Origin of the sequence: Massilia soli, assembly GCF_016809835.1 — a bacterium.
Lineage (GTDB): Bacteria > Pseudomonadota > Gammaproteobacteria > Burkholderiales > Burkholderiaceae_D > Telluria_A > Telluria_A soli.
This window is the reverse complement of record NZ_JAFBIL020000002.1, coordinates 279,026-301,571: the sequence shown is the minus strand read 5'-3', so window position 1 is coordinate 301,571 and position 22,546 is coordinate 279,026. Positions and strand designations below refer to the sequence as shown.

At 63.9% G+C, this 22,546-nt stretch carries 21 protein-coding genes; 5 read left to right on the top strand and 16 right to left on the bottom strand.

The features are described from left to right. Positions 1 to 31 precede the first annotated feature (31 nt). The 4 genes from ylqF to I4X03_RS05820 form a co-directional block, all read right to left on the bottom strand. Complete coding sequence (gene ylqF / locus I4X03_RS05835; protein WP_229428102.1) at positions 32 to 955, bottom strand: ribosome biogenesis GTPase YlqF; 924 nt, start codon at positions 953 to 955, stop codon at positions 32 to 34. A 57-nt stretch (positions 956 to 1,012) separates the two neighbouring features. Then, on the bottom strand, positions 1,013 to 2,257 hold the full coding sequence (locus I4X03_RS05830) for a hypothetical protein (RefSeq protein WP_223467056.1): 1,245 nt from the start codon (positions 2,255 to 2,257) through the stop codon (positions 1,013 to 1,015). Then, positions 2,247 to 3,134 (bottom strand): hypothetical protein, encoded by an 888-nt coding sequence (locus tag I4X03_RS05825; protein ID WP_223467053.1) that lies wholly within the window; start codon positions 3,132 to 3,134, stop codon positions 2,247 to 2,249. Before I4X03_RS05825 ends, I4X03_RS05830 begins: the two co-directional genes overlap by 11 nt. 181 nt (positions 3,135 to 3,315) lie before the next feature. Next, positions 3,316 to 4,248 carry a histone deacetylase family protein gene (locus tag I4X03_RS05820; RefSeq protein WP_223467052.1) on the bottom strand — a complete coding sequence of 311 codons (933 nt, stop codon included), beginning with the start codon at positions 4,246 to 4,248 and terminating at the stop codon, positions 3,316 to 3,318. Positions 4,249 to 4,395: 147 nt separating this feature from the next. Between I4X03_RS05820 and I4X03_RS05815 the strand changes: the two genes are divergently transcribed. The 5 genes from I4X03_RS05815 (at position 4,396) to I4X03_RS05795 (ending at position 10,335) form a co-directional block, all read left to right on the top strand. Continuing rightward, positions 4,396 to 5,316, top strand: coding sequence for an AAA family ATPase (locus tag I4X03_RS05815; protein ID WP_223467051.1), 921 nt, complete (start codon positions 4,396 to 4,398; stop codon positions 5,314 to 5,316). 7 nt (positions 5,317 to 5,323) lie between these two features. Then, on the top strand, positions 5,324 to 6,319 hold the full coding sequence (locus tag I4X03_RS05810) for a DUF58 domain-containing protein (protein ID WP_223467049.1): 996 nt from the start codon (positions 5,324 to 5,326) through the stop codon (positions 6,317 to 6,319). Beyond that, entirely contained in the window at positions 6,316 to 8,310 is a 1,995-nt protein-coding gene (locus I4X03_RS05805) for a transglutaminase TgpA family protein (RefSeq protein ID WP_223467045.1), read from the top strand. The genes I4X03_RS05810 and I4X03_RS05805 overlap by 4 nt, the downstream gene beginning before the upstream one ends. Next, positions 8,307 to 9,521, top strand: coding sequence for a lytic murein transglycosylase B (gene mltB, locus I4X03_RS05800; protein WP_223467043.1), 1,215 nt, complete (start codon positions 8,307 to 8,309; stop codon positions 9,519 to 9,521). Before I4X03_RS05805 ends, mltB begins: the two co-directional genes overlap by 4 nt. A gap of 463 nt (positions 9,522 to 9,984) precedes the next feature. Continuing rightward, complete coding sequence (locus I4X03_RS05795) at positions 9,985 to 10,335, top strand: hypothetical protein (RefSeq protein WP_223467042.1); 351 nt, start codon at positions 9,985 to 9,987, stop codon at positions 10,333 to 10,335. A gap of 74 nt (positions 10,336 to 10,409) precedes the next feature. Here the strand turns inward: I4X03_RS05795 and cysM are convergent, their stop codons facing one another. The 12 genes from cysM to hisC all read right to left on the bottom strand — a co-directional run bounded on the left by cysM (position 10,410) and on the right by hisC (position 22,531). Next, complete coding sequence (cysM, locus tag I4X03_RS05790; RefSeq protein ID WP_223467041.1) at positions 10,410 to 11,312, bottom strand: cysteine synthase CysM; 903 nt, start codon at positions 11,310 to 11,312, stop codon at positions 10,410 to 10,412. A 121-nt stretch (positions 11,313 to 11,433) separates the two neighbouring features. Continuing rightward, positions 11,434 to 12,816, bottom strand: coding sequence for a M28 family peptidase (locus I4X03_RS05785; RefSeq protein WP_223467040.1), 1,383 nt, complete (start codon positions 12,814 to 12,816; stop codon positions 11,434 to 11,436). Between the two features lie 146 nt (positions 12,817 to 12,962). Next, positions 12,963 to 13,319, bottom strand: coding sequence for a ComEA family DNA-binding protein (locus tag I4X03_RS05780; RefSeq protein WP_223467039.1), 357 nt, complete (start codon positions 13,317 to 13,319; stop codon positions 12,963 to 12,965). Between the two features lie 238 nt (positions 13,320 to 13,557). Then, a complete protein-coding gene (gene rfaE1, locus I4X03_RS05775) occupies positions 13,558 to 14,523 on the bottom strand; it encodes a D-glycero-beta-D-manno-heptose-7-phosphate kinase (protein WP_223467038.1) in 966 nt (321 codons plus the stop codon). Between the two features lie 15 nt (positions 14,524 to 14,538). Next, the gene (gene lapB, locus I4X03_RS05770) at positions 14,539 to 15,714 is read right to left on the bottom strand and encodes a lipopolysaccharide assembly protein LapB (RefSeq protein ID WP_223467033.1); all 1,176 of its coding nucleotides are present in this window, start codon (positions 15,712 to 15,714) and stop codon (positions 14,539 to 14,541) included. Between the two features lie 37 nt (positions 15,715 to 15,751). After that, entirely contained in the window at positions 15,752 to 16,057 is a 306-nt protein-coding gene (locus tag I4X03_RS05765; protein ID WP_223467031.1) for a LapA family protein, read from the bottom strand. Positions 16,058 to 16,308: 251 nt separating this feature from the next. Beyond that, positions 16,309 to 16,614: an integration host factor subunit beta gene (locus I4X03_RS05760; RefSeq protein ID WP_008446215.1), complete on the bottom strand. Its 306-nt coding sequence runs from the start codon at positions 16,612 to 16,614 to the stop codon at positions 16,309 to 16,311. An 18-nt stretch (positions 16,615 to 16,632) separates the two neighbouring features. Further along, positions 16,633 to 18,345: a 30S ribosomal protein S1 gene (rpsA, locus tag I4X03_RS05755; protein WP_267874030.1), complete on the bottom strand. Its 1,713-nt coding sequence runs from the start codon at positions 18,343 to 18,345 to the stop codon at positions 16,633 to 16,635. Between the two features lie 123 nt (positions 18,346 to 18,468). Then, positions 18,469 to 19,134, bottom strand: coding sequence for a (d)CMP kinase (gene cmk / locus I4X03_RS05750; RefSeq protein ID WP_223467027.1), 666 nt, complete (start codon positions 19,132 to 19,134; stop codon positions 18,469 to 18,471). A gap of 34 nt (positions 19,135 to 19,168) precedes the next feature. Beyond that, entirely contained in the window at positions 19,169 to 20,503 is a 1,335-nt protein-coding gene (aroA, locus tag I4X03_RS05745) for a 3-phosphoshikimate 1-carboxyvinyltransferase (RefSeq protein ID WP_223467023.1), read from the bottom strand. Between the two features lie 17 nt (positions 20,504 to 20,520). Beyond that, on the bottom strand, positions 20,521 to 21,423 hold the full coding sequence (locus I4X03_RS05740) for a prephenate dehydrogenase (protein ID WP_223467021.1): 903 nt from the start codon (positions 21,421 to 21,423) through the stop codon (positions 20,521 to 20,523). A 1-nt stretch (position 21,424) separates the two neighbouring features. Continuing rightward, entirely contained in the window at positions 21,425 to 22,531 is a 1,107-nt protein-coding gene (gene hisC / locus I4X03_RS05735; RefSeq protein WP_223467019.1) for a histidinol-phosphate transaminase, read from the bottom strand. Positions 22,532 to 22,546 lie beyond the last annotated feature (15 nt).

The window sequence follows — 22,546 nt, the reverse complement described above, 5'->3', positions numbered from 1 at the left end:
GGAGGGAATGGCGGTTGAGGGTGGCAGGACCTTAGGTCGTGCCGCGCTTGCCGCGCGCGTTGCGTTCGGCTTTTTCAGCCGCCACGGCGGCAGCCTTGGCGGCCTTGGCGGCCATCTCGGCTTCATGCTGCACCAGGCGCGCGGCGCGGCTCTCCGGCGTTTCCAGGCTGATGCGGCCTAGCGCGCCGCTGCGGTAGTCCTGCAGGAAGGTGTGCGCGGCCTTTTCGAAATCGAGGTCGCCGCCCTTCTGGCGGAAGCCGCGCCGCGCCGCCACGCCTTCGACCACGGCAATCGCGTCCATGCCTTCCAGCTTGAAGCCATAGCGCGCGGTCAGCAGGTGCGGATACCGCTCCAGCAGCACTTCAGCCAAAAACACCGCGACTTCTTCTTCGATCAGCGCGTTCGAGCCGATCGCGTGGCTGGCGGCCAGCATCATGCCGTCGCTGGCCATGGCGATTTTAGGCCACAGCATGCCGGGCGTATCGACCAAAATGGTGTTCTTGCCGAGGTAAAGCTTCTGCTGCATCTTGGTGACGGCCGGCTCGTCGCCCACCTTCGCCACTTTCTTCTTCAGCAGCGCGTTCATCAGGGTCGATTTGCCGACGTTCGGGATCCCCATGATCATGATGCGCAGCGGCTTGGTCGGCACGCCCCGGTGCGGCGCCAGCGACTGGCACAGGTCCGGGATGCGTGCCACGTCGGCCGGCTTCTTGGTGGTCATCGGGTAAGCGGTCACGCCTTCCTGGGCGTCGTAATAGGCGCTCCAGGCCTTGGTCGCTTCCGGGTCAGCCAGGTCGACCTTGTTGAGGATCTTCAGGCACGGGCGCTGGCGGAACAGGCGCAGCTCTTCGACCATCGGGTTGCAGCTCGCTTCAGGCAGGCGCGCGTCGAGCACCTCGATCACCAGGTCGGTGTTCTCCATCTGTTCCGCCGCCTTCTTGCGGGCGGCGTTCATGTGGCCCGGGTACCATTGTATCGACATGCTGCGCTTTCAAAATCCTCTGTAGAACCGCTATTTTACGGCACTGGCGGCGCACTGGCTCGCCGGAGGCGGCTGGGCGGGATCGAGCGCGGCCAGCGCGGCCCTGGCCCGGGTGAGGTCTTTGGAGAATTCTTCCAGGTGGCGCGTGCGTTCCTCGCCCGCGTATTCAGCGTCCGAAAAACTGCGCAAGGGGTGCGCCTTGCCGGTGACGACCTTGCCCTCGAGGCGCGGCATCAGCGCGCGGTCGGGGTCGACGTTCTCCTTTAGCAGGTAGCCGTCGACGTCGCGCAAGGTCAGCGGCATGGCCGGGGCCTTGTCGTGCAGGAGCTTGCCAAATACCGTCAATTTGATCTCGTTCGGACCGGCGCGCAGCACGTCGTTGAAGGTCGCCAGCGCGAACGGCTTGCCCTTGGCATCGTCGACACGGCCGGTGACGATGTAGCGCCCGGCCTGGCGCACGTCGGCCTTGAGCACATACGACAGCGAGCCGTCGTCGATCACCTCGCGCGCCGCGCCCGCCCACAGCGCGGGGACTTCCGGACTGTAGATGACGTCGAATAGCGCCACACCCGCGCGGCCATTGACGGTGTAGCGCACTTCGGTGCGGATGGTGCCGTTGAACTGCGCGAGCGAGGTTTGCGCAGGCGCCAGGACCGCCGCGTAGTGGCTGTCGCCGCTGACCGGGTCGGCGCCGGAGCCGTCGTCCGAGAACGCCAGCGACACCTGCGCCGCCGGGCGCGCCCCACCAAAGGTCAGCCCGCCCGACACCGCGCGCGTGACCACCAGCGGCAAGGTGCCGCCCTGGGCGTTGACGGCCCGCAGCGAGAACGCCACCGCTTCGCCGGCCACCATGAACACGCGCGACTGCGATGTCTGGAGCAGCACGTTGGGGTCGCCGCCACGACCGCCCTCGCCGCGCATCGGTGTGGTTTCGGTGACCAGCTGGTTCGGATAGACCTGGTCGGGATGCTCGGCGATCGGACGCGACGACACCGGATACCTGGTGCTCGCCAGGTAACTGCAGTAAGTGTGGTCGGCGAGCTGGAACTGCTCGGCCAGCAAGCGTGCTTGCTCGGCCCGCTCGGGTCCCGCGGGCAGCAAGCCCAGCGGGCCGCCGGGCTGGGTCGAGGTCTGGACGGCGGCTGCCGTGCTGACCGGCGCCGGCAGCGGCGGCGCCGCCTCCTGGCCCTCTCCGGACCAGAACACGACCGCCAGCGCCACCGCCACGGCGACGACGACGCCGACCAGGCCTGCTTTGCTTCGTTTAGTAGGCACTATTGACTACCGCGTTGCGCACTACCCCGACGATGCCGCCCCAATTACCATTGGCGTAATGGTTGTACGCTTCGTTATCGTCCCTGAAGCTAACCGAATGGTAGCTCCACTTGGTCCGCCCTCCTTCATTGGCCGCAGTGCCGAGCGTGAGGTCGTTGCACAGCCAGTCGCTCGGGTTGCACCACGAGCCGCCCGAGGAGCCAGACACGCCGCCGGTGCTGTGATAGGCCACCGCCTCGTCGTCCTGCCCCGGCAGGATGCCCGAGTAGGCGGTGCCTTTGGCGCCGGCGTACATGTAGAACCAGACGTTGGCGGTCGCGTTGTGGTTGTACATGGCGCGCGCGGTGGTGGTCTTGAGGTCCTTGACCAGCGGCTCGGAGGTGGTCCACGAGCCGGCATCGGACAGCTCGGAGCCGCCGCCCGCACCGGACGCTGCGCGCACCCACTTGATGTTCCAGCCGGTCTGCGCGCTGCCGTCCGCGTTACCGCACACGCCGGCCGAATTCGGCGTGGCGTTCTTCTTCATGCGCGAGGAGCTGCCGTAGTTCGCCATGGTATAGCCCATCATCAGGTCGCCCGCGCTGTGGGTCGCGACATAGCACCAGTTGGTGCCGGTACAGAAGCAGTCGAGCGCATCGCGGATCTTGCCGTTCTGCGAGGAGATGCTGTTGTAGCCGTCCCAGTTGACCGATTTCTTGTTGACGCCCGCGGCCGTGGTCCCCGGTCCCCAGTAGGTGAAGCTGTTGTAGTTGCCGACCACTCCGCCGCCGGTGCGGCCGTTGATCCAGAGCGTGTAGTTGGCGGCGCTGGCCAGGCCGGATGCGGCGGTCAGCGAAAGGACGAAAAGCGTGACGAAGATGCGCGTGAATCGACTCATGTATTTCTCCTTGTATGGGAACAACGGACGAAACAATCGGGTGAGACGGCTGGGCGGTTGGCGTAAAAATAGAACGACCGTGCTGCCGGTCAGCAATAAATTTACCGATGGGATATATGCATGTCAATCCGCACGGTTGAGATTGCCTCAACTGTGCGTTTATGGAGACAGAAAACCAAACTCAGTCGAGTTCGGCAAGCACCTTGATGTGGGCCACGACGCTGCGGGCCAGCGCCGACAGGTTGTAGCCGCCTTCGAGGCAGCTGACGATGCGGCCCTGCGCATGCTCGCGCGCGACCGCCATCAGCTGCTGGGTGATCCAGGCGTAGTCGGCCTCGACCAGGCCCATCTGGCCCAGGTCGTCTTCGGCATGGGCGTCGAACCCTGCCGAGATGAAGATCATTTCGGGCCGGTGCGCGTGCAGCGCCGGCAGCCAGTGCTCGAGCACCAGCTGGCGCACCACGTCGCCTTTGCTGTAGGCCGGCACCGGGATGTTGACGTGGGTGGCGCTGATCGGTTCGGGCGCGCTGTATGGGTAGAACGGGTGCTGGTAGAAGCTCGCCATCAGCACGCGCGGATCGTCGTGGAACGACTCGGCGGTGCCGTTGCCGTGATGGACGTCGAAGTCAATGATCGCCACCCGCTTGAGGCCATGCGACTCCATCGCGTGGCGCGCGGCGATGGCGACGTTGTTGAACAGGCAGAAGCCCATGGCCTCGCCGGGACGCGCATGGTGGCCCGGCGGGCGCACCGAGCAGAACGCGTTGTCGATGGTGCCGGCGATGACGGCATCGGTCGCCGCGACGGCGGCGCCGGCGGCGCGCAGCGCCGCCTTGTAGCTCCACGAATTGATCAGGGTGTCGCCATCGAGCGGATAGTAGTCGCCGGGATGCTCGGGCGTGTTTTCGCGCACCCGCGCGATCGCCTCAAGCGAGTGGTTGCGGGCGATGATCGGCAGCTCGGCCAGCGGCGCTTCGCGGTGCTCGATCAGGTCGTCGATGCGCGCCAGGATCAGCTGGTCGTCGATCGCCTCGAGGCGCGCCGGGCATTCGGGATGCCATTCGCCCATCTCGTGCATGCGGCAGTCGATATGGCTGTAGATTGCTGTGCTCATGTTCTCGGTTTCTTTGGCGCTGTCATCAATCCCGCACGGCCCTGCTGTTCTCGCATAGAATCGACGGCACGGATGACGGATGAATAATGGTTCGATAGCGCTAATCTAACACGCCAGCGGCTGTCTTTACGGTACACGGGGAAGCACATGTTTGAAAAATTGCACGCAGTCGCGCGCCAGGTTGGCACGGTGATCGTCGGTAAGGACCAGCAGGTGCGGCAGGCGCTGACTTGCCTGTTGGCCGGCGGCCACTTGCTGGTCGAAGACGTCCCCGGCGTGGGCAAGACCACGCTCGCGCATGCGCTGGCCATTTCGCTCGGCCTGCGCTTCAACCGGGTCCAGTTCACCAGCGACCTGCTGCCGGCCGACGTCGCCGGTATCTCGGTCTACGAACGGGAAAAGAACGGCTTCGTGTTCCACGCCGGCCCGATTTTCACGCAGGTGCTGCTGGCCGACGAAATCAACCGCGCCACGCCGAAGACCCAATCGGGCCTGCTCGAGGCGATGGAAGAACGCCAGGTCACGGCCGACGGCGTCACGCGCGCGCTGCCCGAGCCGTTCTTCGTGATCGCGACCCAGAACCCGACCCACCAGGTAGGCACCTTCCCGCTGCCCGAATCGCAGCTCGACCGGTTTTTGATGTGCCTGTCGCTGGGTTATCCGGACGCCGCCGCCGAGCGCGCGCTGCTGATGGGCGAAGACCGGCGCAGCATGCTCAAGACCCTGGCGCCGGCGATGCAGCCGTCCGAGCTGGCCGCCGCCCAGCAGGGACTGCGCCAGATCCATACCTCCGCGTCGCTGATCGATTATGTGCAGGCGCTGGCGCAGGCGTCGCGCCGCGACGGCCTGTTTGCCGAAGGCCTGTCGCCGCGCGCCGCGATCGCGCTGCTGCAGGCGGCGCGCGCCTGGGCCGCGCTGGAGGGGCGCGACCACGTAATTCCCGAAGACGTGCAGGCCGTGCTGGTGCCGGTGTGCGCGCACCGCCTGCGCCCGCTCAAGTCGGCCCATGGCACCGCGCTCGCCAGCCGCGACCTGGTGCTGCAGTTGCAGAAATCGGTAGCGGTCTGAGGGCCTGATGCTGGCGGCATTGACAGGACTGGTACGCGGCAAGGCCGACAAGTGGCTGTTCCGGCTGCAAGGCGCCGAAAGCGGCGAAGTGGTGTTGAGCCAGCGCCGCGTGTTCATCCTGCCCACCGGCGCCGGCATGGGCTTCTTCGCGCTGCTGCTGGTGCTGCTGGTGGGATCGATCAACTACAACCTGGGGCTTGGTTTCGGCCTGACTTTCATCGCCGCCACCAGCGCCGTGGCCGACATGTACCTCACGTATAAGAACCTGGCGCACCTGCGCCTGCGCGCGGGGCGCGCCCAGCCGGTGTTCGCCGGTGAAGAGGCCAATTTCGAACTGCATCTTGTCAACCGCACGCGCCTTGACCGCTTCGCCATCTGGATCGACTTCGCCGCCAGCGCCGACCCGCGCCATGCGCTCGATGTAGCGGCGCGCACCGACAGCGTGGCGCGCCTGAGCATGCCCACCACGCAGCGCGGCTGGCTGCCCTCGCCGCGCGTGCGCCTGTCGACGCGCTTTCCGCTCGGGCTGTTCAGCGCATGGAGCTACTGGCAGCCGGATGCGCGCGTGCTGGTCTACCCTTTCCCGGAAACCGACGCGCCGCCGCTGCCGATGCGCGGCAGCGACAGCGAAGATGGCACCGGCCACGCGGGCCAGGATAACTTTGCCGGCATCCGCAGCTACCAGCCGGGCGACCCGATGCGGCACCTGGCATGGCGCCAGATCGCCAGGGTCGATCCGGCCTATGGCGGCCAGCTCGTGACCAAGCATTTCGAAGGCGGCGCCAGCGAAGAGCTGGTGCTCGACTTCGACGCCATGCCGCGCTTCATGGACCTGGAACTGCGCCTGTCGCGCATGGCGCGCTGGGTGCTGGACGCCGAACAGCGCGGCCTGCCCTACGGCTTCCGCATGGGCGCGCATCAGTTTGCAGCCTCCAGCGGCGATGCCCATCGCGCCGCCTGCCTGCGCGCGCTGGCCTTGCACGGCATCGGGGACCGCGAATGACGAAGCTCGGCGCGATGGCGCAACGGCTCACGCGCGACAAGGCCGACACCCTGCTGCTGCTTGGCGCGGCATTGCTGGTGCTGGCGCCGCACGCGATGCACCTGCCGCTGTGGGTATCGGTGGCGTGCGGCGCGACCTTGCTGTGGCGCGCCTCGATCACCTTCCGCGGCACCCGCATGCCGCCTGGCTTCCTGCTGCTGCCGGTGTCGCTGGCGGCGATGGGCGCGGTGTACGCCACTTACCATACGCTGCTGGGCCGCGATGCCGGGGTGGCGATGCTGGTGCTGCTGGTGGCCTTCAAGATGCTCGAGATGCACGCGCGGCGCGACTTGTTCGTGGTGATCTTCCTGTGCTTCTTCCTGGTGCTGACCAACTTCTTCTACTCGCAGAGCATCGCCACCGCGGCCGCGATGATCGTCTCAGTGATCGCGCTGCTGACGGCGCAGCTGTCGTTCCAGTTCACCGGGGCGGTGCCTCCGCTCGGGCGGCGCCTGCTGATCGGGGCGAAGATCCTCGCGATGGGCATGCCGCTGGCGCTACTGCTGTTCTTCGTGTTCCCGCGTATCCAGGGTCCCCTGTGGGGATTGCCTGGCGACGCCGCGAACGGCCGCAGCGGGCTGTCCGAGAGCATGGCGCCGGGTAACCTGTCGAGCCTTGCGATGTCGGGAGAGACCGCCTTCCGCGTCAGCTTCGATGGCCCTGCCCCGGCGCCACCGCAGCTGTACTGGCGCGGCGTGGTGCTGGGCGAATTCGACGGCCGCACCTGGACCCGCGTACAGGGCCAAGGCGCGGCGTCGAACATCGCGCTGAGCGTATCGGGGCGGCCGGTGCGCCAGCAGGTGACGCTTGAACCGGGCGGCAAGCGCTGGCTGTTCGCGCTCGATGTCCCGGTCGCCTTGCCTCAGCTTGCGGGCAATCCGGCGTCGGTATCGCCCGAACTGGAACTGACCGCCGCGCGTCCGATCGACGAGCGGGTGCGCTACGACGTAACGTCCTACCTCAGCTACCAGGTGCAGCCGAAGCTCGAACTGGGCGACCTGGTGCAGTCGCTGATGATCCCGTGGGGCTTCAATCCGCGCGCCAGGCAGGCTGCGGATGTCCTGCGGCGCCTTCCCGATCCGGCGCGGCGCGTCGCGGCGGTGCTGAAGATGTTCAGGACCGAAAACTATGTTTACACGCTGCAGCCGCCGCGCCTTGGACGCGACTCGGTCGATGAATTCTTGTACACGACGCGGGCCGGCTTTTGCGAGCACTATGCCAGCGCGTTCGTGTTCCTGATGCGCGCGGCCGGCGTGCCGTCAAGGGTGGTCACGGGCTACCAGGGCGGCGAACTGAATCCGGTCGACGGCGTGATGACGGTGCGCCAGTCGGACGCGCACGCGTGGGCCGAAGTCTGGCTTGCGGGCCGCGGCTGGGTGCGGGTCGATCCGACCGCGGCGGTGGCGCCGGAACGCGTGCGGCGCGGATTGGCCGCCGCGGTGCCGCCAAGCGACCCGTTCGGCATCGCGGGACTGGGCAGCCTGATCGAGGGAGTCAGCGAGAACAGCGTCCTCGCGCAGCTGCGCAATCACTGGGGCGCCTTGAACAACAACTGGAGCCAGTGGGTGCTGAATTACACGCCGCAGCGCCAGAACACCCTGCTGGCGGGCCTGCACGCGGCGCTGGCCGAATGGCGTGTCTGGGCCGGCATTGTCCTTCTGCTCACGCTGTTGTTTATAGGACGCGCATGGCGCGTCCGGCGTCAGGGCGACCCGATCGATGCGCTATACTCGGCCATGTGCCACCAGCTTGGCCGGCAGGGTTTTGCGCGTGCGGCGGACGAAGGCCCGAGCGCTTATGCGCAGCGCTTGTCGGCGTCGCCGATCGACCCTGCGAAGAAGGCCGCAAGCAGCCGCTTCCTCGCGCTGTACAGCGCCTACAAGTATGCAGCCGCGGCGCCCGATGCGCGGCTGGCCGCCACCTTAAAGAATTTGTTAAACGAGTTACGATGAAATTTTTGCAGCTGTTTGTCCCACGCCGGGTGTCGTCCCTGCTGTTAGCCCTGGCGGTTGCCAGCGTGCCCGCGGTCCATGCCGCGCCGCAGTCCCAGACATCGAAGCAAAAAGCCGCCGCGGCGAAAAAAGCCAAGGCCAGGAAACCCGTCGATCGCAAGACCGCCGCCAAAGCCGCCGCCAGCAAGGCCGCGCGCGAAGCGATCAAACGTACCTCGAACGTGAACCACGTCGGCGAGAAGGTCAACTTCCGCGAGTGGTCGGCGGTGCAGCAGTTCGCCGGCGAGATGGTGGCCAAGCACGGCTTCGAGCGCGAGTGGGTCGATGGCCTGATGGGTCAGATTCACTTCATCGACTCCGCGGTCCAGCTGGTCAAGCCGGCCCCGCCTGGCAAACCGAAAAACTGGGCCGCGGTACGCGAGCTGTTCATCGAACCGGTGCGCATCAATGGCGGCGTCAAGTTCTGGAACGAGAACGCCGCCGCGCTGGCCCGCGCCGAGGCACGCTTCGGCGTACCGGCAGATATCATCGTCGGCATCATCGGCGTCGAGACCGTGTATGGCCGCAATACCGGGCGCTTCCGCGTGCTCGACACGCTGGCCACCCTCGCCTTTGCCTACCCTGAAACGCCGAACCGCGCGGCGCGCATGGCCTTCTTCCGCGGCGAGCTGGAAAATACATTGCTGCTGGCGCGCCAGTCGAATGTCGATCCGCTCGGCCTGACCGGCTCGTTTGCCGGCGCGGTCGGCATTCCGCAGTTCATGCCGGGGAGCATCCTCGCGCATGCGGTCGACTTCGATGAAGACGGCAAGGTCGACCTGACCAACTCCACCACCGACGCGATCGGTTCGGTGGCGAACTTCCTGCGCAACCACGGCTGGCAAGCCGAAAGCACCGGACCGCTGGTGTACGCGGCCAACGTATCGCCAAGCAACGCCTGGGAGAAGTTCATCAACCAGGGACTGGAAGCGAAATTCGGCCAGGATGAGCTGGAGGCCGCAGGCGTGCTCAGCAGCGCGTCCCTGCCGCAGTCAACCCTGTTCGGCCTTGTCGACTTGCAAAATGGTGCCGAACCGACAGAATACTGGCTCGCGACAAATAATTTTTTCGCGATCACCCAGTACAACCGAAGCTATTTCTACGCGATGTCGGTCATCGAACTGGGTAAGGCAGTCCGCGCCAAGCGCGCTGCGACCATGGCAAAAGCGTGACGGATTTGTAATTAAATGTAACTGCGACTGTCGCCCAACGGTAGTCGATCCCTGGTGCCGCCGCGCATACCCCCACGGGGTACCGGCGGCATTGTCATGAATGCACCACGGAAATGATCATCATTTCAACATACTCCCCCAGAACTTGTTTTACCGACAGGTTTTCCCGGTACCGTGCACCGTCCACCGCGCGATTGCATTACACTTAATTTTTACGAAAAAACAATTAATCTTTCTGTGAGTTTGTGAGAGAATTGCATTCAAGCTATGTTGCGATTAGACAACATGATATGCAAGTATTATCAGATGGTTCTAATTGCTTACGAGAATAAGATTGGAATAACTTGTACAATTGTGTATATTTTATAAAAAGTTGTTTCAAACGGAATCCCTCGTCGTGACGCGCTACACCGAACTACGTGTTTGACAAGCAACACAACTCACAATAGGAATTATTAACATCATGACAAACCAAGTTGGCATTGATATGAACAGCGATTCGGATTCCGACGAACTGCTGCAGTACAACCCGAACCGGTTGCTGGACACCCTGATCGAGAACCTGCGTTTGAAAAACGACGCAGCACTGTCGCGCGCGCTGGAAGTGGCGCCACCGGTGATCTCGAAGATTCGCCACCACCGCCTGCCGGTCGGCGCATCGCTGCTGATCCGCATGCATGAAGTCAGCGACCTGTCGATCCGCGACCTGCGCTACCTCATGGGCGATCGCCGCAACAAGTTCCGCATCAGCGACAAGCAGTTCAAGCCAAAAGAAGGCGCGACCCCTGGCGCGAGCAGCGACCAGCAGTCCTGATCGGTCGTTGTTGACGATGTCCCGCCGCGTGGCGGGACATTGCATCGCGTATGGGCCATGCCGGCCCTGGTTTCCTATGCCGGAAACACGCCTGTCGACAGGTAGCGGTCGCCGCGGTCGCAGACAATGAACACGATGGTGGCGTTCTCCACCGTCTGTGATACGCGCAGTGCGATCTCGCATGCGCCCGCTGCGGAGATCCCGCAGAAAATTCCCTCTTCCGCCGCCATCCGGCGCGCCATGTGCTCGGCAGCTGCCTGGCTCACGCTTTCCACCTGGTCTACCCGCGCCTTGTCGAAAATCTTCGGCAGGTAGGCTTCCGGCCATTTGCGGATCCCTGGAATCGACGAGCCCTCTTCCGGCTGGGCGCCGATGATGCGCACGGCATCGTTCTTTTCCTTCAGGTATTGCGAGACGCCCATGATGGTGCCGGTGGTGCCCATCGCCGAAACGAAATGGGTCACCCGGCCTTCGGTGTCGCGCCAGATTTCCGGGCCGGTGCTTTCGTAGTGGGCACGCGGATTGTCGGCGTTGCCGAACTGGTCGAGGATGATGCCCTTGCCGTCACGCTGCAACTGGTCGGCCATGTCGCGGGCGTATTCCATGCCGCCGGTTTTCGGGGTCAGGATAATCTGGGCGCCGTAGGCCGCCATGCTCTGGCGGCGCTCGATCGACAGGTTGTCGGGCATGAGCAGCAGCATCTTGTAGCCGCGGATCGCCGCCGCCATCGCCAGCGCGATACCGGTGTTGCCGCTGGTCGCTTCAATCAGCGTATCGCCCGGCTTGATCTGGCCGCGCTCCTCGGCGCGTTTCAGCATCGACATGGCGGCGCGGTCCTTGACCGAGCCTGCCGGATTATTGCCTTCCATCTTTCCGAGGATGATGTTGTTGCGCTCGCGCGCTTCGGCGCCCGGAATCCGTACCAGCTGCACCAGCGGGGTGTTGCCGATCGTATCTTCGATGGTCATGTAGGGCATGAGAACTCTTTTGCAGAAGAACAAAACGTCATTCTAATGCACGGCGACCATCTGCGTATGCGGCCTGTCAGCGCAAGGGCAAGTAGCGGACTGGTCCGCATACTTGCCCCCGGGTTGCCGGCTAGCGCAGCGGCGCCGGGTAGGTGGCGACGCTGGCGTTGCCATCCTTGTCGACCGACTGTACGCCGAAGAAATAGTTATCCTTCGACAGGCGCACCGTGGCCTCGGTCACGTTACCGACGTACATCGAACCCTGCCACTGGGACGCGGTGGTTTCGCGCCAGACGATGCGATAGCCGGCCAGGTCGGGCTCGGTGTTTGGCAGCCACAGCAAGGTTGAATTGTTGTCCAGCTTGTCGGTGCGCACCTGCACCTGCCGTGGCGCCGCCGGTGCCAGCGACAGCGATGCGAGTGCTGCCGCGTTGACGCGCGTTACCCGGGCGATATAGTTGTAATCGTTGAACTCAGGCAGGTCGCCGTACTGCATCGCGCCTTCCTTGCGCACGTTCTGGTGCTGGTGCGCAAAGTCCTCGTTCGGTTCGGAGAAACGCAGGGCCGCGAAGCCGCGCGCCAGGAAAGGCATATGGTCGCCGCCGCGCAGGTAGCGGTCGCGGCGGTGGACGATGTTGACCTTGAAATCGGGAACGTAGCGCTCGCCCACTTCCTTCACATGGCGTGCCAGCTGGCGCGAGATCGAATCGTTTTCGCCGCCGGTCGAAATCAGGGCACGCACCGCCTCGCTCATCTCCTTGGTGGCGGGAATGCTTTCGGCGAACAGGCGCACCTGCTTGTCGTCGACGCGGCCGTCATCGGCGCGCGAACTGCCGATGATATCGTTGGTGAACATGCCGGCGATATGCAGTTTCTTTTCAACTGCCTGCTCGGCCCAGTGGGTGGCCCCGATCAGGCCCTGCTCTTCGGCGGCAACGGCCATGAAGACCAGGGTTGCGTCAAAGTTATAGCGCGCCATCACGCAGGCCATCTCCATCACGGCCGCGGTGCCGGAGGCATCGTCATTGGCGCCAGGCGACGCGCCCTTGGCATCCATGATATCGGTGTTGCGCGAATCGTAGTGGCCGCTGACCACGTAGATACGTTCCTTCGACTGCGGCTGGCTGCCAGGCAAGGTTGCGACAATATTGACGATCTCGGTCGGGCGCGAGATGCGTGCCGACACCGGGGCCACGTGGCTGTCGAACGCCACCTGCAGGCGGTTGCCCGACTGCGCGCCGCAGCGCTCCAGCTCCGCCTTGATCCAGCGGCGGGCGGCGCCGATGCCGACCTTGTCCGATTCCGTCTCCGACATCGTGTGGCGGGTCTCGAAGCTGACCAGCTTGCGCACGTAGGCCTCGATGCGCTGGGGCGAGATCTCGCTGACGATCTTGTCGATCTGGGCCTGGTGGCCGGTGACGTCAGGCGAGACAGGCGCGGCGGCCGACGCGGTGCCAGCGGCGATGGCGAACACGCCTGCGATCAGGCTGGTAGCGGAACGAACATGGGGCATTAGTGGTCCTCTTTCGTATAAACAGTTGTCCGGTTGAAGCGCTGTATCTTCGCACAGCGCACCGCGGTTCGTCTGTCCATACAAGCAAAAAAAACCCCGCAGAAAAGATTGGCGGGGTGTGTCGCGTGGCGGTGCCGCGGCAAGGCTTACATCTTGGCGGCCTCGGCGGCAGGCTTGGCGGCGGGTTTGGCAGAGGCCTTGGCTGGCTTGGCGGCGGCCGCGGCGGCGCCATCCAACGCCTTGCCGTTGACCTGCAAACCTGCCTCGGACAGCTTGACAGCTTTTTTCTCGCCGACGCCTTTGACACGTTTCTGGAAATCGGCCCAGTCCTTGAATTCGCCGCCCTTTTCGCGCTCGGTGAGGATGGCTTTCGACATGGCCGGACCGACGCCCTTGACGCCATCGAGGGCGGCGGTATCGGCCTTGTTCACGTCGACCTGGGCGAAGGCCGCGCCCATCGAGGCGCACAGGAGTGCGACGGCAAGCATCAGTTTCTTGATCATGTTGATTTTCTCCGTGAGTAAGTCAAGCGGGGAAAGCGGATGCGATCCCTCGCGCTCAACGGCTCAAGCGTGGGGCATGGCTGACCTGCTCCGGTTGAGCCGAATCAACCGTGCGCCGCAGCCCATCAACACAGCGAATCTGGTCAGAAAGATTCCAAAATCGGGGACAGACCACCATTTTAGAATCTTCTAAAATGGTGGTCTGTCCCCGATTTTGGAATTTTTGAAGTGGGGGGATTTAGCTGCCGAATAGCTCTGCGCGCGTGACGGTGGCGGTGCCGAGCTTGCCGACGACGATGCCGCCGGCGCGGTTGGCTGTCATGATGGCGTCGGACATCGTCATGCCTGCGCCAAGCATCGCGGCCATCGTGGCGATGACCGTGTCGCCGGCGCCCGAGACGTCGTACACTTCGCGCGCGTCGGCGTGGACGTGCAAGACTTCGTCGGCCGTGTACAGGCTCATGCCTTCTTCCGATCGCGTCAGCAGCAGCGCGTCGAGGCGCAGTTCTTCGCGCAGCGCCTGGGCTTTGGCCGTCAGCTGTTCTTCGCTCGACCAGCTGCCGACCACGCGCTTGAGTTCCGATTTGTTTGGCGTCAGGACCGTCGCGCCCGCATATGGCGTGAAGTCGTCGCCTTTCGGGTCGACCATCACGATCTTGCCGGCCGCGCGCGCGGCGGCGACCATCTGCCTGACGTTGACCAGGCTGCCCTTGTTGTAGTCGGACAGGATCACCACGCCGTAGTCCGGCAGCAGCGCGTTGAATTGGGTGAGCTTGTCGCGCAATACCGTGTCGGTCGGCGCTTCTTCGAAGTCGATGCGCAGCAGCTGCTGCTGGCGGCCGATCACGCGCAGCTTGATGATGGTCGATATCGCCTCGTCGCGCTGCAGGAAGCTGTGGATCTGCGAGTCGTGCAGCAGCGCTTCCACCTGCGCGCCCGCTTCATCGGCGCCGACCACGCCGAGCAGGCCCGAATAGGCGCCCAGCGCCGCGGCGTTGCGCGCGACGTTGGCGGCGCCGCCGAGCCGCTCTTCGCGCTTCTCGACACGCACGATCGGTACCGGCGCTTCGGGCGAAATGCGGCTGACTTCCCCGAACCAGTAGCGGTCGAGCATGACGTCGCCGACCACCAGGATGCGGACGTTCTCAAGGTTGGGCGTGGCGATGTGCGGATAGGTATCGGTGGAGAGCAGGCGACTGATCATTGTTGGTTATCGGTGTTAGTTCATCACATTCAGTTCTTCGGTGCGGCGCGGCGGGTACGAGTCCCAGCGGCTGCAGCCCGGGCACTGCCAGTAGAACTGGCGCGCCTTGAAGCCGCAGTGTCCGCACTGGTAGCGCGCCAGCTTTTGCGTGTAGCCGTGCACCAGGTTCTTGACCATCGAGAGTTCGTCGAACACTTCCGGCGGCGCGTCCATCATGCGCGCTTCCAGCAGCTTGTCGAGTCCCAGCAAGGTCGGGGTGCGGCGCAGTTCTTCAACCACCAGGTCTTTGGCAGCCTGCGCGCCATCGAGCTCGGTGACGGCCTTGAACACGACTTCGATCAGGTCGATCGACGAGGCTTCGGCGAGGTAGGAGCGCAGCAGGTTGACGCCTTCCTGCGGGCGCCCTACCTTGCGGTAGCCGTCCATCAGGCGCGCGGCGACCAGCGCCACGTGCGGCACGCTTTGCTGTTCGACGCGGCGCCACGTCATCAAGGCGCCTTCGACATCGCCCTTGGCCAGCTGGACGTCGCCGATCAGGATCGTGGCGCGCACATTGGTGCGGTCCGACAGCAACGCCTGCTCCAGCAGCGCCATCGCCTCGTCGGTGTGCAGGTGCACCAGCGCGTCTTGCGCCAGTTCGCAGTAGAACTGGGCGATTTCTTTCTGGCGCATGCCGGCGCCGGAGGACTGCAGGCCCTGGGCAGCGGTGATCGCGCGCTTCCATTCCTTTTCGCGCTGGTAGATTTCAAGCAGCGCGCGCTGCGCCTGCACGCCGTACTGCGAGTCGACCAGGCCGTTGAAGGTCTCCTCGGCGCGGTCGAGCAGGCCGGCCTTCAGGTAGTCCATGCCTAGCTCGTAGCCGGCGTGGTGCTGCTGTTCGAGCGGCAGGTCGGGACGGGCCAGCAGGTTCTGGTGCACGCGGATCGCGCGTTCGACTTCGCCGCGGCGGCGGAACAGGTTGCCGAGCGCGAAGTGCATGTCGGCCGTTTCCGGGTCGAGCTTGACGATCTCGATGAAGGCGTCGATCGCCTTGTCGGGCTGTTCGTTGAGCAGGAAGTTCAAGCCCTTGAAGTAGCCGCGCGGGAGCGTGCGCGATTCCGATACCAGCTGCTTGATGTCGACGCGCGCGGCGATCCATCCGAGGCTGAAGAAAAGTGGGATGCCAAGCAGCATCCAAAATTCAAATTCCATGCGATTCTTTTTGTTGGTGTGATGGGTGTTGCTGGATTTAGTTGCGGGTGTTCACGCTGTCCGGCTGCGGTTGCACGGTGCTGGTGCGCGCCACGCTTTGCAGCGCGTCGATGGTGTTCTGGTGCTGCGAACTGAGGCGGCGGTGGCGGAACACGGTCGGCGTGACGGCCAGGATGCCGAGGGCGGCGCCGGCGATGAAGAACGCCAGCAGCATCAGCACCAGGGGGCCGCGCAACTCATAATTGAGGAAAAAGTGCAGGTCGACTTCCTGGGTGTTTTTCAGCGCGAAGCCGAAGAACAGCACGAACAGGATAATGCCGACAATAGTGGATACAAATTTCATCTGCGGGGTCCAAATGGAAGGGTTCGCGGGTGTGGCATCTTACCATTATACGTAGTAGCAATTGAGCCTTGCCGATGCCCAATCGACTAGTTCATGCGTCGTTCCCGCGAAAGCGGGAATCCATGCTCACCTGTAAAGCCAGCGCACCATCAATTCCCGCCTGCGCGGGAATGACGGCGTGTCACGTTGCGTTTGCTTGTCCCATAAAAAAACGGCATCCGAGGACGCCGTTTTCTATTTCGCCAGACGACTTAGTCTTCGATGATCGGTTGCCCGACCATCGCGTCTACGCGCTCGCGCAATTGCTTGCCCGGCTTAAAGTGCGGTACCCGTTTTTCGGGAACCATCACCTTGTCGCCGGACTTCGGATTGCGTCCGATGCGTGGCGGCCTGCTATTCAGGGCAAAACTGCCGAAACCGCGGATCTCGATGCGCTGGCCGGTCGCCAAAGCGTTGGTCATGGCATCGAGAATGGTCTTGACAGCATACTCCGCATCCTTGGCCACCAGCTGAGAGTAACGCTCAGCCAAGCGGTTGATCAACTCGGACTTGGTCATCTGGCAGTCCCGAAGGTCTTAGTTCTTGTTGTCGAACTTAGCCTTCAGCAGTGCGCCCAGGCTGGTGGTGCCCGATGCTGCATTGCTGTCGGAAGTGGTTGCCATCTTCTGCATCGCTTCCTGGGTGTCAACATTGTCTTTCGCCTTGATCGACAGCTGGATGCTGCGAGCCTTGCGGTCGATGTTGATGACCAGTGCTTCAACGCTGTCGCCAACCTTCATGTGGGTGCCGGCATCTTCAACGCGGTCGCGCGAGATTTCGGAAGCACGCAGGTAGCCTTCAACTTCTTCGGACAGCTGGATGACAGCGCCCTTAGGCTCGACCGACTTGACCGTACCCGTTACCAGGGAGCCTTTGTCGTTCATTGCCGCGAAGTTGTTGAACGGGTCGCCTTCGAGCTGCTTGACGCCCAGGGAAACGCGCTCGCGCTCAACGTCGATTGCCAGAACAACTGCTTCCAGTTCGTCGCCCTTCTTGAACTTGCGAACAGCTTCTTCGCCAGCTTCGGTCCACGACAGATCCGACAGGTGTACCAGGCCGTCGATGTTGCCAGCCAGGCCGATGAACACGCCGAAGTCGGTGATCGACTTGATGGCGCCACGGACTTTATCGCCCTTCTTGTGGGTCATGCCGAACTCGTCCCATGGATTTGCTTTGCACTGCTTCATGCCCAGCGAAATACGGCGACGCTCTTCGTCGATCTCCAGAACCATCACTTCTACTTCGTCGCCCAGCTGGACAACTTTGTTTGGAGCGACGTTCTTGTTGGTCCAGTCCATTTCGGAAACGTGTACCAGGCCTTCGATGCCCTGCTCGACTTCCACGAACGCGCCGTAGTCGGTGAGGTTGGTGACCTTGCCGAACAGACGGGTGCCCTGTGGGTAGCGACGCGACAGACCGGTCCATGGGTCATCGCCCAGCTGCTTCACGCCCAGCGAAACACGGTTCTTTTCCTGATCGTACTTCAGGACCTTGGCGGTGATTTCCTGGCCAACGGTCAGCACTTCCGATGGGTGACGCACACGACGCCATGCCAGGTCGGTGATGTGCAGCAGGCCGTCGATGCCACCCAGATCCACGAACGCGCCGTAGTCGGTGATGTTCTTGACGACGCCGGTAACCACGGTGCCTTCTTTCAGGGTTTCCATCAGCTTCTGACGCTCTTCGCCCATCGATGCTTCGATGACAGCGCGGCGCGACAGCACCACGTTGTTGCGCTTGCGGTCGAGCTTGATGACCTTGAACTCGAGGGTCTTGCCTTCGAATGGGGTGGTGTCCTTGACTGGACGGGTGTCAACCAGCGAACCCGGCAGGAATGCGCGGATGCCGTTGGTCAGAACGGTCAGGCCGCCCTTGACTTTACCGTTGACGGTACCGACGACGATTTCGCCCGATTCCATCGCTTTTTCCAGTGCCAGCCACGATGCCAGGCGCTTCGCCTTGTCGCGCGACAGGATGGTGTCGCCGAAGCCGTTTTCCAGCGACTCAATCGCTACGGAAACGAAATCGCCGACTTGAACTTCCAGTTCGCCCTGGTCGTTCTTGAATTCTTCGATAGGAATGAAAGCTTCGGACTTGAGGCCGGCGTTAACGATCACGAAGTTGTGGTCGAGACGAACGACTTCAGCGGAAATAACTTCGCCCGAACGCATGTCCTGGCGTGACAGCGACTCTTCGAAGAGCGCTGCGAAACTTTCCATACCGGTTGCTTCAGTTGTTGCAGTAGACATAGTTTTGATAGAGTTGGCCAGCAGGGCGTCACAAATGCGCACTGAACTGGGTTAAGTTGAGACAACACCCTTCCCCGACACATGCCGGAGCCGGGCACCTGAAAGGCTGAAAAGACCAGCCCGTTACTTCAGTTGCGCATACCATTTCAACACCTGTTCGATGGCTTGATCAGCCGTCATATGGGATGTATCGAGGAAATGCGCACCTTCTGCCGGAACCAGCGGGGCAATCGCCCGATGAGTATCACGGTCGTCGCGCGCCTGCAAATCTGACAGGAGGTCTTCCATGTTAGCAGAAAACCCCTTGTCAATCAATTGCTTATATCGGCGTTGCGCCCTTGCCTCAACACTTGCGGTGAGGAACACTTTGAGCTGGGCGTTCGGGAAGATGACGGTCCCCATGTCGCGTCCGTCCGCCACCAGGCCTGGCGCCTTGCGGAAGCCCAGTTGCAGCGCGTACAGCGCCTGGCGCACGGTCGGCATGGCGGCGATCTGCGATGCAAGATTACCAACCTCTTCGGCGCGGATCGCTTGCGAGACATTTTCGTTCGCCAGCAGGATTTCGCCGCCGGCGAAGCTGACCGGAAGGTGCTCGGCCAGCTTGGCGATGCCGTGCTCGTCGCGCAGGTCGGCGCCGCGGCGCAGCGCCGTCAGCGCGGTCAGGCGGTACAGCGAGCCGGAGTCGAGGAAATGGAAGCCCAGCTTGTCGGCCACCTTGTGGGCCACGGTACCCTTGCCCGAGGCGGTCGGGCCGTCGATGGTAATGACGGGAATGTGCGAATTTGGCATGGTGTCTTATGAGTGATTGCTGCGGCGCGAACGCTTAGAACAGCTCGTTGCGGGCGATGGCGGCAAAGGCCTCGAAGTAATCGGGGAAAGTCTTGGCCACGCATTTCGGGTCCATGATGCGCATCCGGTTACCGCGCCGCGCCTTGCCGTCGAGCGTCGCCAGCGAGAAGCACATCGCCATGCGGTGGTCGTCGTAGGTGTCGATGCTGGCCGGCTGGATTTCCGCTGGCGGGGTGACGCTGATGTAGTCCGGGCCCTCGTCGACGGTCGCGCCGAGCTTGCGCAGCTCGATCGCCATCGCCGCCAGGCGGTCGGTTTCCTTCACGCGCCAGCTGGCGATATTGCGCAGGGTGGTAGTGCCTTCGGCGTACAGCGCCGCCACCGCCAAAGTCATGGCGGCGTCGGGAATGTGGTTGAAGTCGGCGTCGATGGCGTTCAAGACGCCGTTCGAGCTCGCCTCGATCCAGTTGTCGCCGCGGGTGATGGTGGCGCCCATCATCTCCAGCGCCTCGGCAAAGCGCACATCGCCCTGGATGCTGTCGCGCCCTACTCCCTCGACCCGCACCGGGCCGCCGGCGATTGCGCCGGCCGCCAGGAAGTACGAGGCCGACGAGGCGTCGCCCTCGACGTGGATGCTGCCCGGGCTGGCGTAGCGCTGGCCCGGTTGCACCGTGAACGACTGCCAGCCGTCCTGCACCACCGTCACGCCAAAGCGGCGCATCAGGTTCAGCGTGATCTCGATGTAGGGCTTTGAAATGAGCTCGCCCTCGACGTCGATGACGACCGGGTGCTCTTTCGCCATCAGCGGCGCGGACATCAGCAGCGCGGTGAGGAACTGGCTGGAGACGTCGCCGCGCACGCTCATGCGCTGCTGCGCATGGATATGGCCGCGGCGGATGCGCAGCGGCGGAAAGCCCTGCACGCCGGTGTATTCGATCTGTGCGCCGACCGCGTTGAGCGCGTCGACCAGGTCGCCGATCGGACGCTCGTGCATGCGCGAGACGCCATGCAGCGTGTAGTCGCCGCCGATGACCGCCAGCGCCGCGGTCAGCGGGCGGATCGCGGTGCCCGCGTTACCCATGAACAGGTCGGCCTCATGCACCGGCAGCGTGCCGCCCTGGCCGTGGACGATGTGGGTGCGTTCGTCGACCTGCTCCCAGGCGATGCCCAGCGAGCGCAGCGCGCCCAGCATCACCAGGGTGTCGTCGGACGCCAGCAGGTCGTGGATGGTGGTGCTGCCTTCGGCCAGCGCGGCCAGCAGCAGCGTGCGGTTCGAGATGCTTTTCGATCCCGGCAACCGCACCACGCCCTCCACGTGCATGACAGGTTCGAGGTCGGTGAAATGCGGGTATTGCTTTTGCTGCGTCATGCCGGATTCCTTGATGTTTATTCTGGGCTGCCGTGGCGGGGCGGCGTTTCGGCCGCTTCAATGGCTTCGATCCATTGGCGGCGGGCCTGCTGCGCGTTGGCGTAGACCGATTCCAGCGCGGCGCCGTCGGCGCACGCCAGCATCGCGCGCAGGCCGGTTAATTGTGCCAGATATGCGTCAAGCTCGCCGATCAGGGCGTCGCGGTTGGCCAGGCTGATGTCGCGCCACATTTCGGGCGACGAGCCGGCGATGCGGGTGAAGTCGCGAAAACCGCTGGCCGCGTACTGGAACAGCTGCTTGGCGTGGGGCTTGCTGGCGATGTCGTCGACCAGCGCGTAGGCCAGCAGGTGCGGCAGGTGGCTTACCGCGGCGAACACCTTGTCGTGTTCAGCGGGCGACAGTTGATGGATCAGCGCACCGCAGGCGCGCCAGGCCGCGGCCACACGCTCGACATCGGCCGCCGTATTTTCAGGCAGCGGCGTCAGGACGACTTTCTTGCCGACGTAGAGGTCGGCAATCGCGGCATCCGGTCCATTGGTCTCGCGGCCGGCAATCGGGTGGCCGGGCACGAACTGCCCGACCCGCTCGCCCAGCGCTTCGCGCGCGGCCAGCACCACGTCGGACTTGGTGCTGCCGGCATCGGTGATCACGGTTCCCGCTTCCAGGAAAGGCAGTATCGACGCGAGGATCGCGCCGGTCTGCGCCACCGGCGCGGCGATCAGCACCAGGTCGGCGCCGCGCATGGCGTGCTGCGGTGACTGGGCCACCGAATCGATAATGCCAAGTTCAAGGGCACGCGCCATCGCCTCGGGCGAACGGCCGACGCCAACCAGGGTCGCGGCCGCGCCAGCGCCCTTGAGCGCGCGCGCGAACGAGCCGCCGATCAGGCCGACGCCGAAGATGACGACCTTGGCCGCCACGTCAGCCCAGCGCCTGCTTGAGCGCAGCGATGAAGACCGCGTTTTCCTTCGGCAGGCCGATCGAAATGCGCAGCCATTGCGACAGGCCGTAGTTGCCGACCGGGCGCACGATCACGCCCTGCTTGAGCAAGGCGAGGTTGACGCGTGCGCCAGCCTGGTCGTCGTCGCCGACGCGCACCAGCACGAAGTTGCCGAACGACGGCACATATTCCAGGCCAAGTTCATCGAAGGCTTCGACAAACTGCTGGTAGCCGGCAGCATTGTTGCGTGCGCCCTCTTCCAGGAACGCCTTGTCGTTCAGCGCCGCGATCGCGGCAGCCTGCGCCATCGAATTGACGTTGAACGGCTGGCGGATGCGGTTCATCAGGTCGGTCACAGCCGGCTGCGCAATCGCGAAGCCGACGCGCAGGCCAGCCAGGCCATAGGCCTTGCTGAAGGTGCGCGAGACAACCAGGTTCGGATACTTGCGCACCCACTGCGCCGACTCGAACTGGTGTTCCGGCGCCAGGAACTCGTTGTACGCCTCGTCCAGCACCACGATGACCGTTTCAGGCACCTTGTTGAGGAATGCTTCGACCTGCGCGGCGGGGATGAAGGTGCCGGTCGGGTTGTTCGGGTTGGCGATGAAGACCAGCCGGGTGTCGGCATCGATGGCGGCGGCCATCGCGTCGAGGTCATGTCCGTATTCAGTTGCAGGCACCACGATGGCGCGCGCGCCAACGCCCTGGGTCGCCAGCGCGTACACGGCGAACGAATACTGCGAATAGACCACCGCCTGGTCCTTCTGCACGAACGCGTGGGCGGCGATCTCGAGGATGTCGTTGCTGCCGTTACCCAGCGTGATCCAGTCGGCCGGCACGTCGTAGCGCTTGGCCAGCGCCGCTTTCAGGTCGAAGCCATTGGCATCCGGATAGCGCCCGAGGTCGGCGACCGCCGCGGCCATCGCCTTCTTGCTCGACTCGGGCACGCCGAACGGATTCTCGTTCGATGCGAGCTTGACGATGTTGGCCTCGTCGAGGCCGAACTCGCGCGCCACTTCCGCGATGGGCTTGCCGGCCTGGTAAGGAGCGATGGCACGTACGTAATCTGGACCGAAATGCTTGGACATGTAAATCTCGATTAA